This is a genomic window from Azospirillum sp. BE72 (assembly GCF_031455875.1).
In the GTDB taxonomy this organism is placed as follows: Bacteria; Pseudomonadota; Alphaproteobacteria; order Azospirillales; family Azospirillaceae; genus Azospirillum.
The window spans coordinates 1,087,256-1,102,683 of record NZ_JAVDTO010000001.1 but is presented as its reverse complement, the minus strand read 5'-3'; the positions used below and the strand labels follow the sequence as shown (position 1 = coordinate 1,102,683).

20 protein-coding genes are annotated in these 15,428 nt (G+C 66.2%); 11 read left to right on the top strand and 9 right to left on the bottom strand.

The window, feature by feature from the left end:
* Positions 1 to 21: 21 nt before the first annotated feature.
* Positions 22 to 945: a hypothetical protein gene (locus J2Y49_RS05380; protein WP_310113017.1), complete on the bottom strand. Its 924-nt coding sequence runs from the start codon at positions 943 to 945 to the stop codon at positions 22 to 24.
* A gap of 314 nt (positions 946 to 1,259) precedes the next feature.
* Here J2Y49_RS05380 and J2Y49_RS05375 point away from each other — a divergent pair, with 314 nt between their 5' ends.
* The 3 genes from J2Y49_RS05375 (at position 1,260) to J2Y49_RS05365 (ending at position 3,005) form a co-directional block, all read left to right on the top strand.
* Entirely contained in the window at positions 1,260 to 1,514 is a 255-nt protein-coding gene (locus J2Y49_RS05375) for a BrnT family toxin (RefSeq protein ID WP_310113015.1), read from the top strand.
* Positions 1,511 to 1,819, top strand: a complete 309-nt coding sequence (locus tag J2Y49_RS05370) for a BrnA antitoxin family protein (RefSeq protein WP_310113013.1) — start codon at positions 1,511 to 1,513, stop codon at positions 1,817 to 1,819. Before J2Y49_RS05375 ends, J2Y49_RS05370 begins: the two co-directional genes overlap by 4 nt.
* Positions 1,820 to 1,886: 67 nt before the next feature.
* Entirely contained in the window at positions 1,887 to 3,005 is a 1,119-nt protein-coding gene (locus J2Y49_RS05365) for a site-specific integrase (protein ID WP_310113011.1), read from the top strand.
* A 248-nt stretch (positions 3,006 to 3,253) separates the two neighbouring features.
* Here the strand turns inward: J2Y49_RS05365 and J2Y49_RS05360 are convergent, their stop codons facing one another.
* The 4 genes from J2Y49_RS05360 to J2Y49_RS05345 form a co-directional block, all read right to left on the bottom strand.
* Positions 3,254 to 3,457 carry a hypothetical protein gene (locus J2Y49_RS05360; RefSeq protein ID WP_310113009.1) on the bottom strand — a complete coding sequence of 68 codons (204 nt, stop codon included), beginning with the start codon at positions 3,455 to 3,457 and terminating at the stop codon, positions 3,254 to 3,256.
* A 290-nt stretch (positions 3,458 to 3,747) separates the two neighbouring features.
* On the bottom strand, positions 3,748 to 4,821 hold the full coding sequence (locus tag J2Y49_RS05355; RefSeq protein WP_310113007.1) for a linear amide C-N hydrolase: 1,074 nt from the start codon (positions 4,819 to 4,821) through the stop codon (positions 3,748 to 3,750).
* 204 nt (positions 4,822 to 5,025) lie between these two features.
* Positions 5,026 to 5,190: a hypothetical protein gene (locus tag J2Y49_RS05350; protein ID WP_310113004.1), complete on the bottom strand. Its 165-nt coding sequence runs from the start codon at positions 5,188 to 5,190 to the stop codon at positions 5,026 to 5,028.
* A 97-nt stretch (positions 5,191 to 5,287) separates the two neighbouring features.
* Entirely contained in the window at positions 5,288 to 5,428 is a 141-nt protein-coding gene (locus J2Y49_RS05345) for a DUF1289 domain-containing protein (RefSeq protein WP_310113002.1), read from the bottom strand.
* A 203-nt stretch (positions 5,429 to 5,631) separates the two neighbouring features.
* Here J2Y49_RS05345 and J2Y49_RS05340 point away from each other — a divergent pair, with 203 nt between their 5' ends.
* The gene (locus J2Y49_RS05340) at positions 5,632 to 6,777 is read left to right on the top strand and encodes an ATP-grasp domain-containing protein (protein WP_310113000.1); all 1,146 of its coding nucleotides are present in this window, start codon (positions 5,632 to 5,634) and stop codon (positions 6,775 to 6,777) included.
* Between the two features lie 4 nt (positions 6,778 to 6,781).
* On the opposite strand, the gene J2Y49_RS05335 is transcribed toward J2Y49_RS05340, so the two are convergent.
* The 3 genes from J2Y49_RS05335 to J2Y49_RS05325 all read right to left on the bottom strand — a co-directional run bounded on the left by J2Y49_RS05335 (position 6,782) and on the right by J2Y49_RS05325 (position 8,246).
* Positions 6,782 to 7,000, bottom strand: a complete 219-nt coding sequence (locus J2Y49_RS05335; RefSeq protein ID WP_310112999.1) for a DUF6494 family protein — start codon at positions 6,998 to 7,000, stop codon at positions 6,782 to 6,784.
* Between the two features lie 211 nt (positions 7,001 to 7,211).
* A complete protein-coding gene (dksA, locus tag J2Y49_RS05330; protein WP_012974451.1) occupies positions 7,212 to 7,631 on the bottom strand; it encodes an RNA polymerase-binding protein DksA in 420 nt (139 codons plus the stop codon).
* A gap of 189 nt (positions 7,632 to 7,820) precedes the next feature.
* On the bottom strand, positions 7,821 to 8,246 hold the full coding sequence (locus J2Y49_RS05325) for a flagellar assembly protein FliX (protein WP_310112997.1): 426 nt from the start codon (positions 8,244 to 8,246) through the stop codon (positions 7,821 to 7,823).
* A 230-nt stretch (positions 8,247 to 8,476) separates the two neighbouring features.
* Between J2Y49_RS05325 and J2Y49_RS05320 the strand changes: the two genes are divergently transcribed.
* The 6 genes from J2Y49_RS05320 to J2Y49_RS05295 all read left to right on the top strand — a co-directional run bounded on the left by J2Y49_RS05320 (position 8,477) and on the right by J2Y49_RS05295 (position 13,995).
* Entirely contained in the window at positions 8,477 to 9,619 is a 1,143-nt protein-coding gene (locus tag J2Y49_RS05320) for a flagellar basal body P-ring protein FlgI (RefSeq protein ID WP_149221907.1), read from the top strand.
* A gap of 5 nt (positions 9,620 to 9,624) precedes the next feature.
* Entirely contained in the window at positions 9,625 to 9,948 is a 324-nt protein-coding gene (locus J2Y49_RS05315) for a rod-binding protein (protein WP_310112995.1), read from the top strand.
* A complete protein-coding gene (locus J2Y49_RS05310) occupies positions 9,941 to 10,450 on the top strand; it encodes a flagellar basal-body protein (protein WP_310112994.1) in 510 nt (169 codons plus the stop codon). The genes J2Y49_RS05315 and J2Y49_RS05310 overlap by 8 nt, the downstream gene beginning before the upstream one ends.
* 297 nt (positions 10,451 to 10,747) lie before the next feature.
* The gene (locus J2Y49_RS05305) at positions 10,748 to 12,655 is read left to right on the top strand and encodes a flagellar hook-length control protein FliK (protein ID WP_310112993.1); all 1,908 of its coding nucleotides are present in this window, start codon (positions 10,748 to 10,750) and stop codon (positions 12,653 to 12,655) included.
* 62 nt (positions 12,656 to 12,717) lie between these two features.
* Complete coding sequence (locus J2Y49_RS05300; RefSeq protein ID WP_310112992.1) at positions 12,718 to 13,467, top strand: flagellar hook capping FlgD N-terminal domain-containing protein; 750 nt, start codon at positions 12,718 to 12,720, stop codon at positions 13,465 to 13,467.
* A 201-nt stretch (positions 13,468 to 13,668) separates the two neighbouring features.
* Complete coding sequence (locus tag J2Y49_RS05295) at positions 13,669 to 13,995, top strand: DUF1153 domain-containing protein (protein WP_310112991.1); 327 nt, start codon at positions 13,669 to 13,671, stop codon at positions 13,993 to 13,995.
* Between the two features lie 102 nt (positions 13,996 to 14,097).
* Here J2Y49_RS05295 and J2Y49_RS05290 read toward each other — a convergent pair whose 3' ends face one another.
* The gene (locus J2Y49_RS05290; protein WP_310112989.1) at positions 14,098 to 14,796 is read right to left on the bottom strand and encodes a TetR/AcrR family transcriptional regulator; all 699 of its coding nucleotides are present in this window, start codon (positions 14,794 to 14,796) and stop codon (positions 14,098 to 14,100) included.
* A 148-nt stretch (positions 14,797 to 14,944) separates the two neighbouring features.
* Between J2Y49_RS05290 and J2Y49_RS05285 the strand changes: the two genes are divergently transcribed.
* On the top strand, positions 14,945 to 15,388 hold the full coding sequence (locus J2Y49_RS05285) for a MaoC family dehydratase (RefSeq protein ID WP_310112988.1): 444 nt from the start codon (positions 14,945 to 14,947) through the stop codon (positions 15,386 to 15,388).
* Positions 15,389 to 15,428: the final 40 nt, after the last annotated feature.

Sequence of the window (15,428 nt, the reverse complement as noted above, 5' to 3'; positions counted from 1 at the left end):
CGGCGGCACCTGCGGCTATGCTCACTCGCCGGCCGTCGGCGACGGGCCAGAGAAGGGGAGCGGCAATTGGCGGGCGGCACTGCGATAGTCCAGCACCTTCAGCACCGTGTATTCGGTGCGCAAACTGTCGGCCGTGCGCCACTGCTCGGTCAACAGCCGGCAATGCAGGATATCGCCCTTGGCGAAGGCGACCTCGTTGCGGTTGACCCGCCCCAGGAACTCCTCGTCGGCCATGGTGACGCCGATGGTGTTCTGGCCATCCGACAGGCGCCACTTGTTCCCGTCCTTGAAGGTCACGGCGACGATGCTGAAGAAGGCGTTCCGCTCTTCGCTGACGATCTGTTCCTCGGGCGCTTCGGGCACCACCGTGAAGGAAACGGCGTCGTCCCTCGTCACCGTCTCGACGGGCGAATCGTCGCTGCTGAAGGCGATGGTGTCGATGCCCTCCTTCTCCAGGGGGCGCATCAGGTCGGCCACCGCCTTGCGGGTGTCGAGATCCCGGTAGAGATCGACCACCTCTCGCGGAACATCGATGGCGTCGTCCCCGAGTTCGAGGCGCACATTGCCGTCTTCAAGGACAATCCACCGGCGCGGCTGGCGGCCGCGGAGCTTCTTCAGCAGCTTGAGCAGCCCGATGCCGCTGCCCCCGGCGAAGCCCAGGAAGGTGATGAGGTTCGCCGCCGCGGTGGCGTTGTCGCCAGTCAGCAGGCTCTTCATCTGCTCCAGCAGGCTCTGCACCACGTCGAGGTTGACATGGAAGCTGCCGGCTTCGAAGTCGCTCTTCACCAGGACGGTGACTTCGGTCTTCTTCTCGTTGAGGACCCGGTTTGCCTCTTCGCACAGCTTCCCGACAGCCAGCAGCGCCGGAGCGAGGTCGCGCACGTCCATGGAGCCATTTCGAATGGCCGGACCGTCGAACACGACCTTGAGGGTTGCTCTGCTCATTTCCTCAGCCACCAACACGCTTCCCTCTCCACCAACTCGCCCCATTGGAGAGTAAGCTTAGCAAAATTCGTCAAAGTTGGGAGTCCCGATAGGGACGCAACTTACAGCGGGCATCCCAGGGCGTCAAACACCCGAAAATACCAAATAGGTCCATTGGGGAAGCTACCAAGTGGGGGCATCCCGCATGGGTGGTGCGGGCCGTTCGTTCACCGGGAGCGGCCCGGTCCTGCGGGATAATCCCGCTGCTGGCCAAGCGCATTTGTGTAGTTACGTTTAATCTTGCCCCGGCTATTTTCTGGAGTTACATTAATCCCATGAAGATCGTCTACGACCCTCCGAAGCGCACGGCCAACCTGGACAAGCACGGGCTGGACTTCGCCGATCTGGAGGACGGGGCGTTCTTCGAAACCGCCTTGGTCATCCCGTCACGCGATGGCCGCTTCAAGGCCGTGGGTTGGCTGGGCGACGTGCTGGTGGTCGTCGTGGTGTTCAAGCCGTTGGGAACGGAGGCGCTCTCCGTCATCAGCATGCGCCCGGCAAGCATCAAGGAAAGGAAGCTCCTGACATGACCGAAGACCGGAAGCGGCTGACCGAGTTTCAGCCGGGGCGGGGATACAGCAAAGAGGACTGGGATGAGGTGTCCGACAACCCGCAACTGACCGAAGAGGAAATGCGGCAGGCCCGCCCCTTCGCCGAGGTGTTCCCGCAGCTGGCGGAGAGCCTGAAGCGCGGCCGGGGCCGTCCGCCAGCGGAGAAGCCCAAGCAGCAGGTGACGCTGCGCCTGGACGCCGATGTGATCGAGCGCTTCAAGGCTAGCGGGCCGGGCTGGCAATCCCGGATCAACGACGAGCTGCGCAAATCCGTGGGGCTTTGACGGACACTGCGGCCCTGGCGATGAACGCGCCGGCGACGCCCACCCCAACCGCGTGAGAGGAATCCCCATGGCGTCGGTCCGAAAGCGCACGCTGCCCAGCGGCGAAATCAGATGGCAGGTCGACTACCGCGATCAGGCCGGCAAGCGTCGGTCCCGCCAGTTCGCGACCAAGCGGGAGGCAGTCGAGTTCGAGACGAAGGCGCGGGCCGAGGTTGCCGCCGGCACCCACCTGCCCGCCTCCGACTCGATCACGGTCGCCGAGCTGGCGAAGCGCTACGTCAAGCACCTCACGGTTCGGCGCGACACCGGTCAGGCCATGGAGCGCGCGACCCTCGCCACCTACGAGAGCTGCATCCGCTGTCACATCACGGATCCGGAGGTCGGGATCGGCACGCTGAAGCTGGCGGCGCTGCGCACCGTCACGGTCGCCGAGTTCCGGGACCGGTTGCTGGAGGCCGGCCGGTCGATCGCCATGACGAAGCGGATCATCGCGACGCTGGGGTTCATGCTGGTCTTCGCCCGGGCGAACGACCTGATCTTCACCGATCCGACCGAAGGCGTCGCCGTGCGCCGGCCGGGCCGGTCCAGCGCCGCGATCTCGCACGAGGCGGCGCGGCAGCTGCGGACCAACGTCAAGAGGCTGCTGGATGCCGCGGACGATGACTTCCGCGCCTACCTGATCGTCGCCGCCCTCGCCGGCCTGCGGGCATCGGAACAGCGCGGTCTCCGCTGGGCGCATGTCGATCTGGATGCCGGCTTCATCCATGTCCGCGAGCGCGCCGACATCTACAACGAGATGGGCGATCCGAAGAGCAGCGCCGGCACCCGCGACATCCCGATCGGCCCGATGGTGGTCAACACGCTGAAGGCTTGGAAGCTGCGCTGCCCGCCGTCGGACATGGGTCTGGTGTTCCCGAATCGGAAGGGCGGCGTACGAGCCCAGACCGATATCCACCGGCTCTGGTTCCGGCCGCTGTGCGAGAAGCTCGGGATCGCGATGCGGTGGCACGACCTGCGGCACTTCGCCGTGTCGGCCTGGATCGACCAGGGCTTCAGCGTGAAGGCGGTGATGACCTTCGCCGGGCACAAGGACTACCGGATGACGATGGAGCGTTACGGGAAGCTGTTCCCCTCCGAGGATCACCACCGCGCGGTCGCCGACATGGAGCGTCGGCTGTTCGGCTAGCCGGCGCCGATGCAACACGGCTGCAACACGAAAAAGCTACAGCGTTGATTTTCTGGCGCTTTTCACGCCTGAAAATTGGAATGCCGTTCTGAGGATTGTCCGCCGAGTGATGGCGGGGATGGGGCGTGGGCGCTTCGCTCGTGCGCATCCCTGCCGGATGGGAAATTGCTGCCGCCCGGCGGGTTGTGCCGGGACGATGTTGCCAGGCACAGGAAAACCCTGCGGTCGGCGACCGGCTGGATTGTCGCTCATCGTCTCCGCCGCGGGCCGGCCAGCACATAGCGGCACGCGAGCCCCAGCAGCCAAGGCACGACGGCCATCAGCGCCACGGACAGGGCGTTCCACTTCTGCCCGCTCTTCAACTCGGTCGTCAGAAGCGCGGCGAAGATCAGGATCAGAACGGCGATCCCGCAGCCGGCCCAATAGAGAACATTGCCGAGGCGAGCGATCATGTCGATGCACGGGACCTGTTGACGCAGGCGGATAGGATACCGCACCGGCTTCGAAACCCAAACCGATGGACTTCCACGGAAAATGGAATGGAGGACCGGGGCGGGTCGTGCCGCCGTGTCCGACGGGCGTTCGACAAGGTGAAGTCATCGCAACGCATCGCAGGAAGCCACGGAGGGCCTATGCGCCGTCGGCAGCGTTCCTGTGTTGCGAAGGCCGACGGCGCAGCCTTCCGGTTCGCCGTCGGTCGACCAGCCCCGTGATCGGCTGGGTGGATTGAAGCCTGAAGGGCTCAGAGCGGCAGCGGGTTGGACATTTGCGACGGGATGGCGATCCGCCGGCCGTGATTGATATCGAAATCCAAGGTCTTCAGATCCAAGCTCCAGGGAAGCTGCGACGCGGCCATGCGGATGGTGATGACGCGATTGGTCAGGTCCTTCACCACCGCCCACTGGGTATGGTCGTACTCGTCGACGTCACCATTGCGGGTGCGCACCGTGCCCTTGGCAGTGTGAACGGCGTTCAGCAGATGGAAGGCAAGACTCTGCGCTTCGGCGGCGTTCTCGGGCTGCAGAGAGAATTCCTTCAAGAGCGCGGTGCGGACAAAACGACTGGGTGCCGTGGCATCGCCGGGAAGACCGAGCAATCCTGTGCCAGGTCCGGGAGAGCGCACGAGATGATCCCCGATGCGCCTCTTCTCGACATCATCGGGGCTGAGGTTGATGTAGGTCTCCAGATTGGTCAGGTGCCAGGAGAAGGTCGGCAGGTTGGTCAGCACCTTCACCGGGTTGTCGTTGATGACGGCCTTGCCGCCGATGAACTCGATGACGATGCTCTTCCCTTCGGCATCGTGAACCGCGAAATGCAGGGGAACATCTTCGATCAAACTGGAATCGAAGACGCGCACCTCATCATCACCAAGCAACTGCTGGACATCGGCAACCGTGGCGCAATGCCCCAGCACCCAATCGACGAAGGTGCCGCAGAAGATGTTCGTCGCCTTGAAATCGAATTCCTGGAATTCCGACCCGGTCAGCCAAAGGGCGCCGACGGACAGCCCCTGGCTGTTCATGCCGTCAGCACAGAGTGGGTAGCCTTTGACGGTCATGCCGACATAGCCGTATTTGGGCACCAGATCGAGTCGCCCCTCAATCCAGCTCATTACCCTGTCGATCTCCTCCCCGGCCAGGTAGCTGGCCACCCATTTGAACGTCGAGCCGCCCGGCCATTTGGACAGGTAGTCGGACACAAAGCTGGAAATGATGGCGGCTTTGCCCGGCGCATGCACGATCAGGTCGCTTTTCAGGTCTTCTTCAAACTCAATGCTTCGGCCGTTGACAAACGTCCGGTCGGCTGCGGCGATCATAAAATCTGTACACGAGGTTGCATTAATTATCAAAATTAATCCGAAAACGCGAAAGTGCTGAAAATATAATAACCTTTAAGGAGAACATTGAGCGCAATATATCCTTTTTGGTGGCGCCCGGCGCAGCCCGACATGGAACGGCCCGGCCCCTTATCCGGGAGCCGGGCCGTTCCATGTCGGGCTGCGCCGCTTACCGCTTACCGCTTACTGATAGCCGCCTTCTCGGGCGCGGTCCTTGGCGGCTTCCTCCTGGGCTTTCTCGGTGCGGCTGTCGATCTTGCCGCCTTCGGTCTTGCCGGTAACGCCTGCGGGCTTCTGCAGGTCGTCGCGCTGGGCGTCGGTTTGCTGCTTGTCGGGTTGATCGGCCATGTTGGTGCTCCTCGATCGCGTATCGATTGGCGATGAGGAGGAAACAGCGCAGGCACCGGATCGTCGCGACGATCCAATGTGGCGGCGGGTGGCGATTTCAGCCGGTCGGCGGATCGGTGTCGCGGTCGGTGTCGGCACGGTCCAGCGCGGCGTTGATCTGGTCCAGAGTGCGGCCGCAGCCGGTGCAGATGTCGCCGTCGATGGCGCACATGCCCAGGCAGTCTGGATCGTCGCTCATGCGGTCGGGCCTTTCCGGCTGGTGGCAAAACGCTTCCATCCCTAGCCGAAACCCATCCGCTCATCAAGATGTGTGCCGGCCCGGATGTCACGAGAAGACTTACCCCGATATGCATAGCTGCCCTTCGGCGGGGCGCTCCGGATTGCGGCGCACGACCTATGACGCTAAACCTTCAGCGTAGCCCGCTGATTAAGATGGTATTCATGCCGACGGCGCTGTTGGTGTCCTGCGCGATGTATCGTTACGGCACGGCACGGATGCCGGCAGCCCTGAAGGCTGCGGGCTTTCGCGTCTTCGCCATCTGCCCGCAAAATTCCCTGCTGGAGTTCAGCGACAGCATCGACGGCAGGCACAGCTTTCCTGCCGGCTTCAGTCCCGACGACCTGACCGTGATCACCGCAAGGGCCGCAGCACAGGTTCGGGCCGACATCGTAATCGCTTGCGAGGAAAGTGCCGTCGGAGTGCTGAACTCCGCCGACCGGTTGATGGAGCGGGTGCCGGTGGACAGTGCCGATGCGCGGTGCCTTCGCATGATCGCGGCGTGCTACGGAGGCCGATCCTGGGAGACGGTGCGTTCGCAGTGCGTGCAGCATGCCGCCACCGCCGGTATCCGCACGCCACGGCAGATCATCGTCGATCCTGGTCGAACCAGCGTCTCCGATCTGGCCGGTCTCGGCACGCCGCTGCTGTTGAAGTGGGACTACAGTTCCGCCGGCCGCGGGGTTCAACTGGCCGGTTGCCCTCGGGAGGCGCTGGAGCTTGCGGCGCGGGCCGCGACTGGCCGTCAGGAAAACGGGGCCGCGATGCCCGCCGACGGGCGGATCGCCGCGCAGGAGTTCATCCGGGGACCGGCGGCGTCGGTGTCGTTCTGCGCGCTGCACGGCCGGATGCTGGAGGGATTCGCCTACACCACGCTTCACCATCAGCCGGAGCCCTTCGGTCCGGCGTCCGTGATCGAGGTGGGAGACCATCCCGCATTGATCGACATGGCGCGCCGTGTGGTGGAGATGACCGGCTATTCCGGCTTCGGCGGCATCGATGCGATCCTGCCGGAGGATGGCAGCCCGCCGGTCTTCCTGGAGTTCAACGCCCGTCCGACCCAGACCAGCCATCTCGGCGACTTGGCGGGAGCCGACCTGTGCCGGGCCATGGCCTGTGCCCTGGAAGGCCGCCCCTATGACGGCAACATCGGGCGGAGCGTGGCCATGCCGATCGCCCTGTTTCCGGCGGAATGGGTCCGCGATGCCAACAGCCGCTATCTCAAGTCGGCCCACCATGACGTGCCGTGGAACGAACGCCGGATGACCGCGGCGATCCTCAGCATCACCCCACAGATCCACTCCGCCTGACGCCTCACCCCGGCGGTTTTTCCAGCGACAGCTCGCCGGTGACTTCGTGGGTCAGGCCGATGCCGTCGACGGTCAGGACCATGCGGACGGGCAGCGACGTCACCCCGTCCAGCCGCCCGTCCGCCAATGCGCGGCCGACGGCCAGTTCGATTTCCCGCTGGGAGGTCACGCCGACCTGCTTCAGAAACTTGCGCAGGTCGAGGTTGAAGGTCTCGTTGTCCATGGATCGCCCTCCGGAGTCGGAACCGCTGTATGCCGTGCCGTTCCGAACCCCGGAGTGCTGGCTTTGGTTCCGCCCGGCCGCTGCGCACACGACAAAGGCACCGGTCGGGACGACCGATGCCTTGCCAGAACTGCGTGACGGCGGCAGCGATCACGCAGGGCTTCGCCGCCGACGACCGGGACCGGCGGCTGTTCCCTGCGGCCGCGCGACGTCAGTCGTCGCGCTGGGTCCGTTCCATCCGCTCGTGCCGCTCCTGGGCTTCCAGGCTCAGCGTCGCGATCGGGCGGGCATCCAGCCGGCGGACGGAGATGGGGTCGCCCGTCTCCTCGCAATAGCCGTAGCTGCCGTCGACGAGGCGTTCCAGCGCCGCGTCGATCTTGGAGATCAGCTTGCGTTCGCGATCACGGGTGCGCAGTTCCAGCGCGCGGTCGGTCTCCGCCGAGGCGCGGTCGGCGATATCCGGTTCCTGGATACCGCCTTCCTGGAGGCTGTTCAGCGTGCCGGTGGATTCCGCGAGCAGTTCCGCGCGCCAGCGCAGCAGCTTCTGGCGGAAATACTCCCGCATGATCGGGTTCATGAACTCCTCGTCTTCCGACGGGGAATAGTTCTGGGGCAGAAGCGGCGACGTCATCCGAAAGCATCCAGCGAAAAAGGGGTGATCCGGGCGGCGCGGAGTATAGGCACGCCACGTCGGGACCGCAACCCTATGGTTCGCCCCCGCAACGACCAAACAAGCCCTTGGAATAAAAAAGATTTGTGACCGTGGCGAATCCGCCGCCCCAACCCATGCGCGCAGGGCGGCCGAATGGCCGCCGGCATGTCAGGAAGTGAGCTTCGCCAATTCCACCTGCGCGCGCAGGTCGATCTCGTCGAGAATCTCGGCCAGACCGGGGTCGTCGACCTGGGCGCGGCGCGATTGGACCACCTTGGCGAGATCCACCAGTTTCTGAACCGACAGGGTGCCGGACAGCAGCCCGTGCTGGATTTCCTCCAGCCGGTCAAGCATCTCTTCCGCCCGCATCTTGCCGCGCGACGCACGCGCAGTGGCGTCGTCGGTCGCGTCGACCTCCTGGATGGCGAGCACACCCGCGATCCCGGCCGTCGCGGCGGTGCCGCTGACCCCGTGGGCGGAGCCGGCCTCTCCCACCAGCTGCTTGGAGAACGCGGCGCCGGACGAGCCTTCGGCCTTGCCGGTGCGGCGGACCGAACCGCTGCCGCGTATGTTTCCGGTGCCTTCGACTTTCATGATCCGTGCAACCGTTTGCAGTAAAGGATGCGTAAACGCGCGCACTGTAGATGGATCAACCTTAACATCCGGTCAAGGCTTGCCGCAATCGGGCAAAAATTGCCGGGCGGCTGTGACCGAAACGCGTCATGTTGCGGGTGTTTTTCAGGTCAACGACCGGAAGCCGCCGTTTGCCGCGTCTGGCACGGCGTTTGTATAGGACCGGGCACGAGTTCAGGAGTGTCCGCGTCATGATCCCGACCACCCTTCGCCTTCTGCGCCGCCGCACCGTTCTGGTCGTGCTGACCGCCCTGCTGGCGTTCGGTGTCCAGGCGGCACCGGCTTTCGCCGCGTCCGCCCGTATCAAGGACATCGTCGACGTGGAAGGCGTGCGCGACAACATGCTGATCGGCTATGGGCTGGTGGTCGGCCTGAACGGCACCGGCGACAGCCTGAACAACTCGCCCTTCACTGAACAGAGCCTGACCGGCATGCTGGAGCGGATGGGCGTCAACACCCGCGGCACCAACCTGCGCACCAAGAACGTGGCGGCGGTGATGGTGACGGCGACGCTGGGCGCCTATGCGGCGCAGGGCACGCGCATCGACGTCACCGTGTCGGCGATGGGCGACGCCAAGAGCCTGCTGGGCGGCACCCTGCTGGTCACCCCGATGATCGGCGCCGACGGCGAGGTCTATGCCGTGGCACAGGGGCCGATCGCGGTATCTGGCTTCACCGCCCAGGGCCAGGGGGCCAGCGTGACGCGGGGCGTGCCGACCTCCGGCCGCATTTCCTCCGGCGCCATCGTGGAGCGGGAAATCCAGTTCTCGCTGGCCGAACTGCCGGTCCTGCGCCTCAGCTTGCGCAATCCCGACTTCACCACCGCCCAGCGCGTGGCGACCGCCATCAACATCCAGCTGCGCGGCAACCGCGCCCAGGCGACCGACCCCTCCTCCGTCCTGATCAACGTGCCGGAGACGCGGCGCGGCGACGTGGTCGGGCTGGTGACGGAGATCGAACAGCTGCGCATCACCCCCGATCAGGTCGCCCGCGTGGTGGTGGACGAGAAGTCCGGCGTCATCGTGATGGGGGAGAATGTCCGCATCTCCACCGTCGCCATCGCCCAGGGCAACCTGACGATCCGCATCACCGAAACCCCGCAGGTCAGCCAGCCCGGCCCCTTCAGCCAGGGCCAGACCGCGGTGGTGCCGCGCACCGACATCCAGGTCGACGACCAGTCCAACAACCGCCTCGCCGTGATGAATGCCGGGGTGACGCTGCAGGAGTTGGTACAGTCCTTGAATGCGCTTGGCGTGGGACCGCGTGACATGATCGCCATTCTCCAGTCGATCAAGGCCGCCGGAGCCCTGCAAGCCGAGATCGAGGTGATCTGATGTCGATGAGCTCCGCCCTTTCCGCCGGTTTCGGCATGCGCACCCAGGCAAGGATTTCCGATCTGGAGGCAAAGGCCGACCCGGCAAAGCTTGCCCAGCTGCGCAAGTCCGCCAATGAGTTCGAGAGCCAGTTCATTTCGCAGATGCTGGGCCCGATGTTCGAGGGGATCGGCACCGACGAGACCTTCGGCGGCGGGCGCGGCGAGGAGATGTTCCGCCCGATGCTGATCGAGCAGTTCGGCAAGCAGATCACCCAGCGCGGTGGCTTCGGCATCGCCAATCAGGTTTACGGAGAGCTTCTTCGCGCCCAGGAGGCCAGCCATGGATAAGGTCGATGTCCGTTTTCCCCAGCAGTCCAAGCCGGCCGCCAACCTGCCGAAGAACGCGCAGGAGCGCGCGGTGGCCCTGGTCGAGCTGATGGGCCGCCTGGCGGCCCTGCTGGAGCGCGAGGCCGCCGCCGTCCGCGCCCGCCGCCCGGCGAAGGAATTGGCCCAGATCGTCAGGGACAAGCAGCCGATGACGCTGGTCTACGAAGAGATCAGCCGCCTGCTGCGCGTCGACCGCGAGGGGCTGATCGGCTTGGCGCCGGAGATGAAGACGGCGCTGAAGGATGCGACCGCCAAGCTCTATGCCGCCACCGCCGACAACGCCGAAGCCCTGCGCATCGGCGGCGAGGCCCAGAAGGTGATGGTCGATACCGTGGTCACCGTGATCACCCGCCAGCAGAAGGCGCCCGCGACCGCCTATGCCGCGCATATGGGCGGCGGCCGCGGCTATTCCCCGCCGCCGAGCGGCCCGCGCACCTCGGCGGCGCTCAACACCCGGCTTTGAGCGACGCTCGCCGACAGTCTTCATCCGTGACTGCCGAGTTGTTTCGGACGGCCGCCTCCCGATCGGAGGCGGCCTTTTTCTTTGCGAGGGTCGGTGAGCCGGCATCGGTAAGGCGCCGCGGCAAGAAAGACCGCGCATGGGGACGTTTTTGCCGGTCGCGGCCATGTCATGGGGCCGGAACTGCCGCCCTGCCCCTCCCCGGCACCCCGGCGGAGCCCGTCCGACGTTTGGCCCGCCCGTTGCATTGATCCCGCCGCATCGCCGTCGGTGCGCTCCGCCGTCCTGAGAGGCCGTTCCATGGATATCCAATCGAACAACATCGCCGCATCCTTGTTCGACGGTCTCGGCCAGTCCCAGCAGACACAGGGGACGGGGGCGAAGAATGACCTGTTTTCCAAGATGATGGACCGCATGCTGGCCGACGCCGCCGCGCGCAAGCGCGAGCAGGCCGCCGATGCCGCGCGCGACTCCGCCAACGAGGCGAAGGAAGCCCGCGACGCCCGCGCGGCCGACGCGCAGCGCAAGGCTCCCGTGTGGGCCGAGCCGAAGCCCGAACTCGGCCGCGACACCCGTGCCCAGGCCGCGCGCCGGAGCGAAGCGGATGCCGAGCCCGCCCGGACGCAGGAACCGAAGGCCGCCAAGACGGACGGCGACCGCGAGGTCCAGCCCGGTCAGGACGACCGCAAGCCGGTCAAGAGCGACAAGCCGAAGGATGCCGCCAAAGCCGATGGCGCCAAATCCGACACTGCCAAGGCCAATACCTCGAAGTCCGATGCGGCGAAGACCGATGCGGCAAAGTCCGATGCGGCGAAGACCGGCACGGAAGCCGCCGGCGCCGATCAGGCACAGGCGGGCGATGGGACGGATGCGGCGGTTGCGGACGCCGAGACAGCACAGGCGGACATCGACGCGGCAATGGCCGAGGGGGGTGGGACCGGCGACGCGCCAGCCGAGGATGCCGGGGCGGAAGAGCAGACCGCCGACCAGCCCCTGACCGCCACCGCGGAACCGGCGTTGCAGCAGAAGGCCCCGCAGCCGAGTGACCTGATCCTCGCCGGATTGACGGCGCCCGGCCAGTCCACCGCCGGTGCGGGTGGCGATGCGGCGGTTGCGGCGGCTGATGCGATTGCGGGTGGCGCAACGACCGGTACGGTCGATCCTGCCGCGCAGCTTGCCGCCCAGCTGGCCCAGGCACAAGCCACGGCCGGCACCCCGAGTGCGGCGCAGGCCGGTGCGGATGCCGCGGCAAAGAGCGCCGCCGATGCGCTGGCCGTGGACGGAGACGGCACCCGGCAGTCCCCGGCCGCGGCCTTGACCGGGGTCGATGGCGGCACCCAAAGCGGCGAGGACGCGGCGGAGGCTTTGCCGGACGACGACGACGCCTCCCTGCCCGACCGCTTCGCCGAATTGCTCGCCGCCGCCAAGGCGAAGTCCGGCGAGGCCAAACAGGGCGGCAAACAGACCGGCGCCGACGGCGGCAGCCGCAACGATTCCCAATCGCAGGCCATGCCGCAGCCGGCCGCAGTCGCTCCGGCGGTTCCGCCGGTCGCGGAAACGGTTGCCGCGTCGGCCACCGCCAAGGCCACCGGCGCGTTGGAGGGGATCGAGGGCGCGGGTGCCGTCGCGGGCTCGGCCCACGCCGCTGGGGGCGTCCACACCCATCCGGCGCTGGCCGCCATGGAGGGGATGCACGGCGGCATTCCCGGCGGCATTCCCGGCATCGACCAGCCGCAGGCGACCGCGATGCTGCGCCCGTCGCGCGGCAGCGCCGGCATGCCGATGGGCGTCCATGACCAGATCGCCGTCCACATCAAGAAGCAGGTCGGCGACGAGATCGACCAGTTCACCATCAATCTGCACCCGGCCGAACTTGGGCGGATCGACATCAAGCTGGACATCGGCGCCGACGGCCGGGTCAGTGCGATGGTTGCGGTGGAAAGGGCCCAGACTCTCGAACTTCTGCAGCGCGACAGCCGCGGTTTGGAACGCGCTTTGCAAGAGGCTGGACTGCAGACGGACTCCAACAGCCTGAACTTCAGCCTGCGCGGCGAAGGCAACCCCTTCGGCAATGACGGGCGGGGCGACGGCAAGGGGAACGGGGCGGGCCGGCGCGGCCGCGGACTCGACGGAAGCGACGAGGATGCGTCCGACACCGCCGTCTACACCGCGACGCTCGGCAACGGACGTCTCGACATCCGCGCCTGACCCCGGCAGCACGCCCGCCGCACCCAAGACACCGGCCGCAAGAGCCACGAAGGACGACCGCCATGACGACGACCAACGCCATCACCACCCCGACCGTGAACAAGTACGGCACCTATTCGGGCGGCTTGTCGACCGGGTCCAAGACGGCGGCCGAGACGGCCAAGACCCCGCAGACCGACGCCGACAAGACGGCGTCGGCGACCAAGGGCCTGGGCGACAATTTCCAGACGTTCCTCACCATGCTGACCACGCAGATGAAGAACCAGGACCCGCTGAAGCCGCTGGACACCAACGACATGACCAAGCAGTTGGTCGATTTCGCCAACGTCGAGCAGAACATCGGCACCAACAGCCGCCTGGACAAGCTGGTGCAATTGCAGTCCGCCGGCACCGCCTCCACCAACCTTGCCTATCTCGGCCGCATGGTCGCCTTCGAGGGCGACAGCTTCCAGTACACCCAGGGTATGACCCAGGCCCCGCTGGGCTACGAACTGGCGACCTCCGCCAAGTCGGTCCGCGTCGACATCCTGGACGACAAGGGCAACATCATCCGCTCCATGAAGGGTGAAACCGGCGCCGGGACCAAGCATGCGGTCAACTGGGACTTCAAGGACAACAACGGCCGCGCCGTGCAGCCGGGCGCCTACAGGATGAACGTCGCACCGGTGGCCGAGAACAAGGACGATATTATCAAGACGACCACCTACACCTTCGGCACCGTCGCCGGCATCGGCAACAGCAAGGAAGGCGAAACCGTGCTGAACATCGGCGCCCGTGAAGTCCCCCTGTCCAAGTTGACCACGGTTTACTGACAGGCGTTACTGCCGGGCATTTTCGATGGGGCGGCCGGCAATCTCCGGCCGCCGGACGAGTGCGCCGCCCCTGCTGTCCATTCGGGTTAAGGGATAACCCGCGATAAAAAGTTAACCCTATCGTTTAGGCATTTGTTAAGTGCCGGCGCCTAAAGTACCCCGAAATCGTGGAATCCACAGTTTGGGTTGGAGCGTCCGCGCATGGCACTCATAGAACTCGACACCGCCGACGACTCTGCGGTCGGTGCATCGGTCATTGGTCCTGAGGGGCGTCCCATGACCGAAAACGACCTTCCCCCGCCCGACACCAAGCGTTGGGTGATGCGCCGCAAGGCGGAAGTGGTCGCCGGCGTCCGATCGGGCCTGATCAGCCTGGAGGAGGCCTGTCGCCGCTATACCCTGTCGGTGGAGGAGTTCCTGTCCTGGCAGCGGCTGATCGACAGCCACGGCATGCGTGGCCTGCGCGCCACCCGCCTGCAGGACTACCGTCCCGGCCAGCCTGTCCGCGACCGGATCGGCGCCGACTGACGCATTGGGCAGAATTGAAGAAGCGCCGCAGGTCCAGCCTGCGGCGCTTTTTGCGTTCGAGGTGGTGGTGTTTGGGAAGGCGTCGGCTGACGATGCCCCCACCTAACCTCCCCCGCTGGGCGGGGGAGGGACTGCCGCCACTCTCCCGCATAAGCGCTCGTCCCCTCCCCCGCCCAGCGGGGGAGGGTTAGGGTGGGGGCATCCGTCGGCCGAGGGCTCTCCACCACAAGCCCCGTCGATCAGCGCCGCCGCGGCACTCGCCACCGCCCCGTTGCCGGGCCCCAGATCCAGCGCGCGGCCGGCGGCGTAGGCTCCTTCCATCAGCAATTGCAGTTGCCCGGTCAGCCGGTCCGGATCGTCCGCGCCGGCGGCGGCGGCCAACGCGCGCAGGCGGTCGCGGACCATGCGCTTGTGGGCCAGCGCCAGCGCGTGGGCGGGGTTGGCCGGGTCGCGCAGTTCGGCGGCAGCAGTGGTGAAAGGACAGCCCTGGAATTTGGGATGGTCGATCCAGTGGCCGAGCGCCACGAACAGCGCCTTCATCTGCGCCCGCGGGTCGCCGGAATGGCGGGCGGTCACCCGGTCCCACCACGCGGCATGCTGGGCGATGTTGCGCTCCAGATAGGCGCAGACCAGGTCGTCCTTGGACGCGAAGTTGCGGTACAGGCTCATCTTCGCGACGCCGGATTTGGCGATGATCGTGTCGATACCGACCGCGCGGATGCCCTCGCGGTAGAACAGTTCCGCCGCCGTATCGAGAATCCGTTCCCGCGCCGGCTTCCTGACCGTTGCCGTCTCTGCCATCCGACCCCACCCGTTCAGGACGGCCCCGCTGCAAGCTTGGCCGTTGACAATGATACAGACCTGTCTCTACCATCGGGCGGAAGAGACAGGTCTGTATCATAACCGGCCGAACCGGCCCTGACCACCACAACGAACGGAGTTCCGGGGGATGCGCTATTTCGAGGATATCACGGTGGGCGACCGCTTCACCGGCGGGCCGCTGACGGTCGAGACGGCGGAGATCGTCGCCTATGCCGAGAAGTTCGACCCCCAGCCCTTCCACCTGGATCCGGACACGGCGAAGGACACGCTGTTCCGCGGGCTGGCGGCGAGCGGCTGGCACACCGCCGGGATGACGATGCGCATGATCGTGGGCAGCAACGCGGAGTTGGCCGGCGGCTACATCGGCATGGGCGTCGACCAGATCGGCTGGCCCCGCCCGACCCGTCCCGGCGACGTGCTGCGCATCGAGATGGAGGTGCTGGAGGCCCGGCGCTCCGCCAAGCGCCCGGACCAGGGCGTGCTGCGGGTGAAGACCACCACCTTCAACCAGAATGACGAGGTGGTGCAGACCATGATCGCCAACCTGCTGGCGCCCGGACGCCCGGCCTGACCAAGAAAAAGCCCCCGCGACCGGGCGGGTCGCGGGGGCC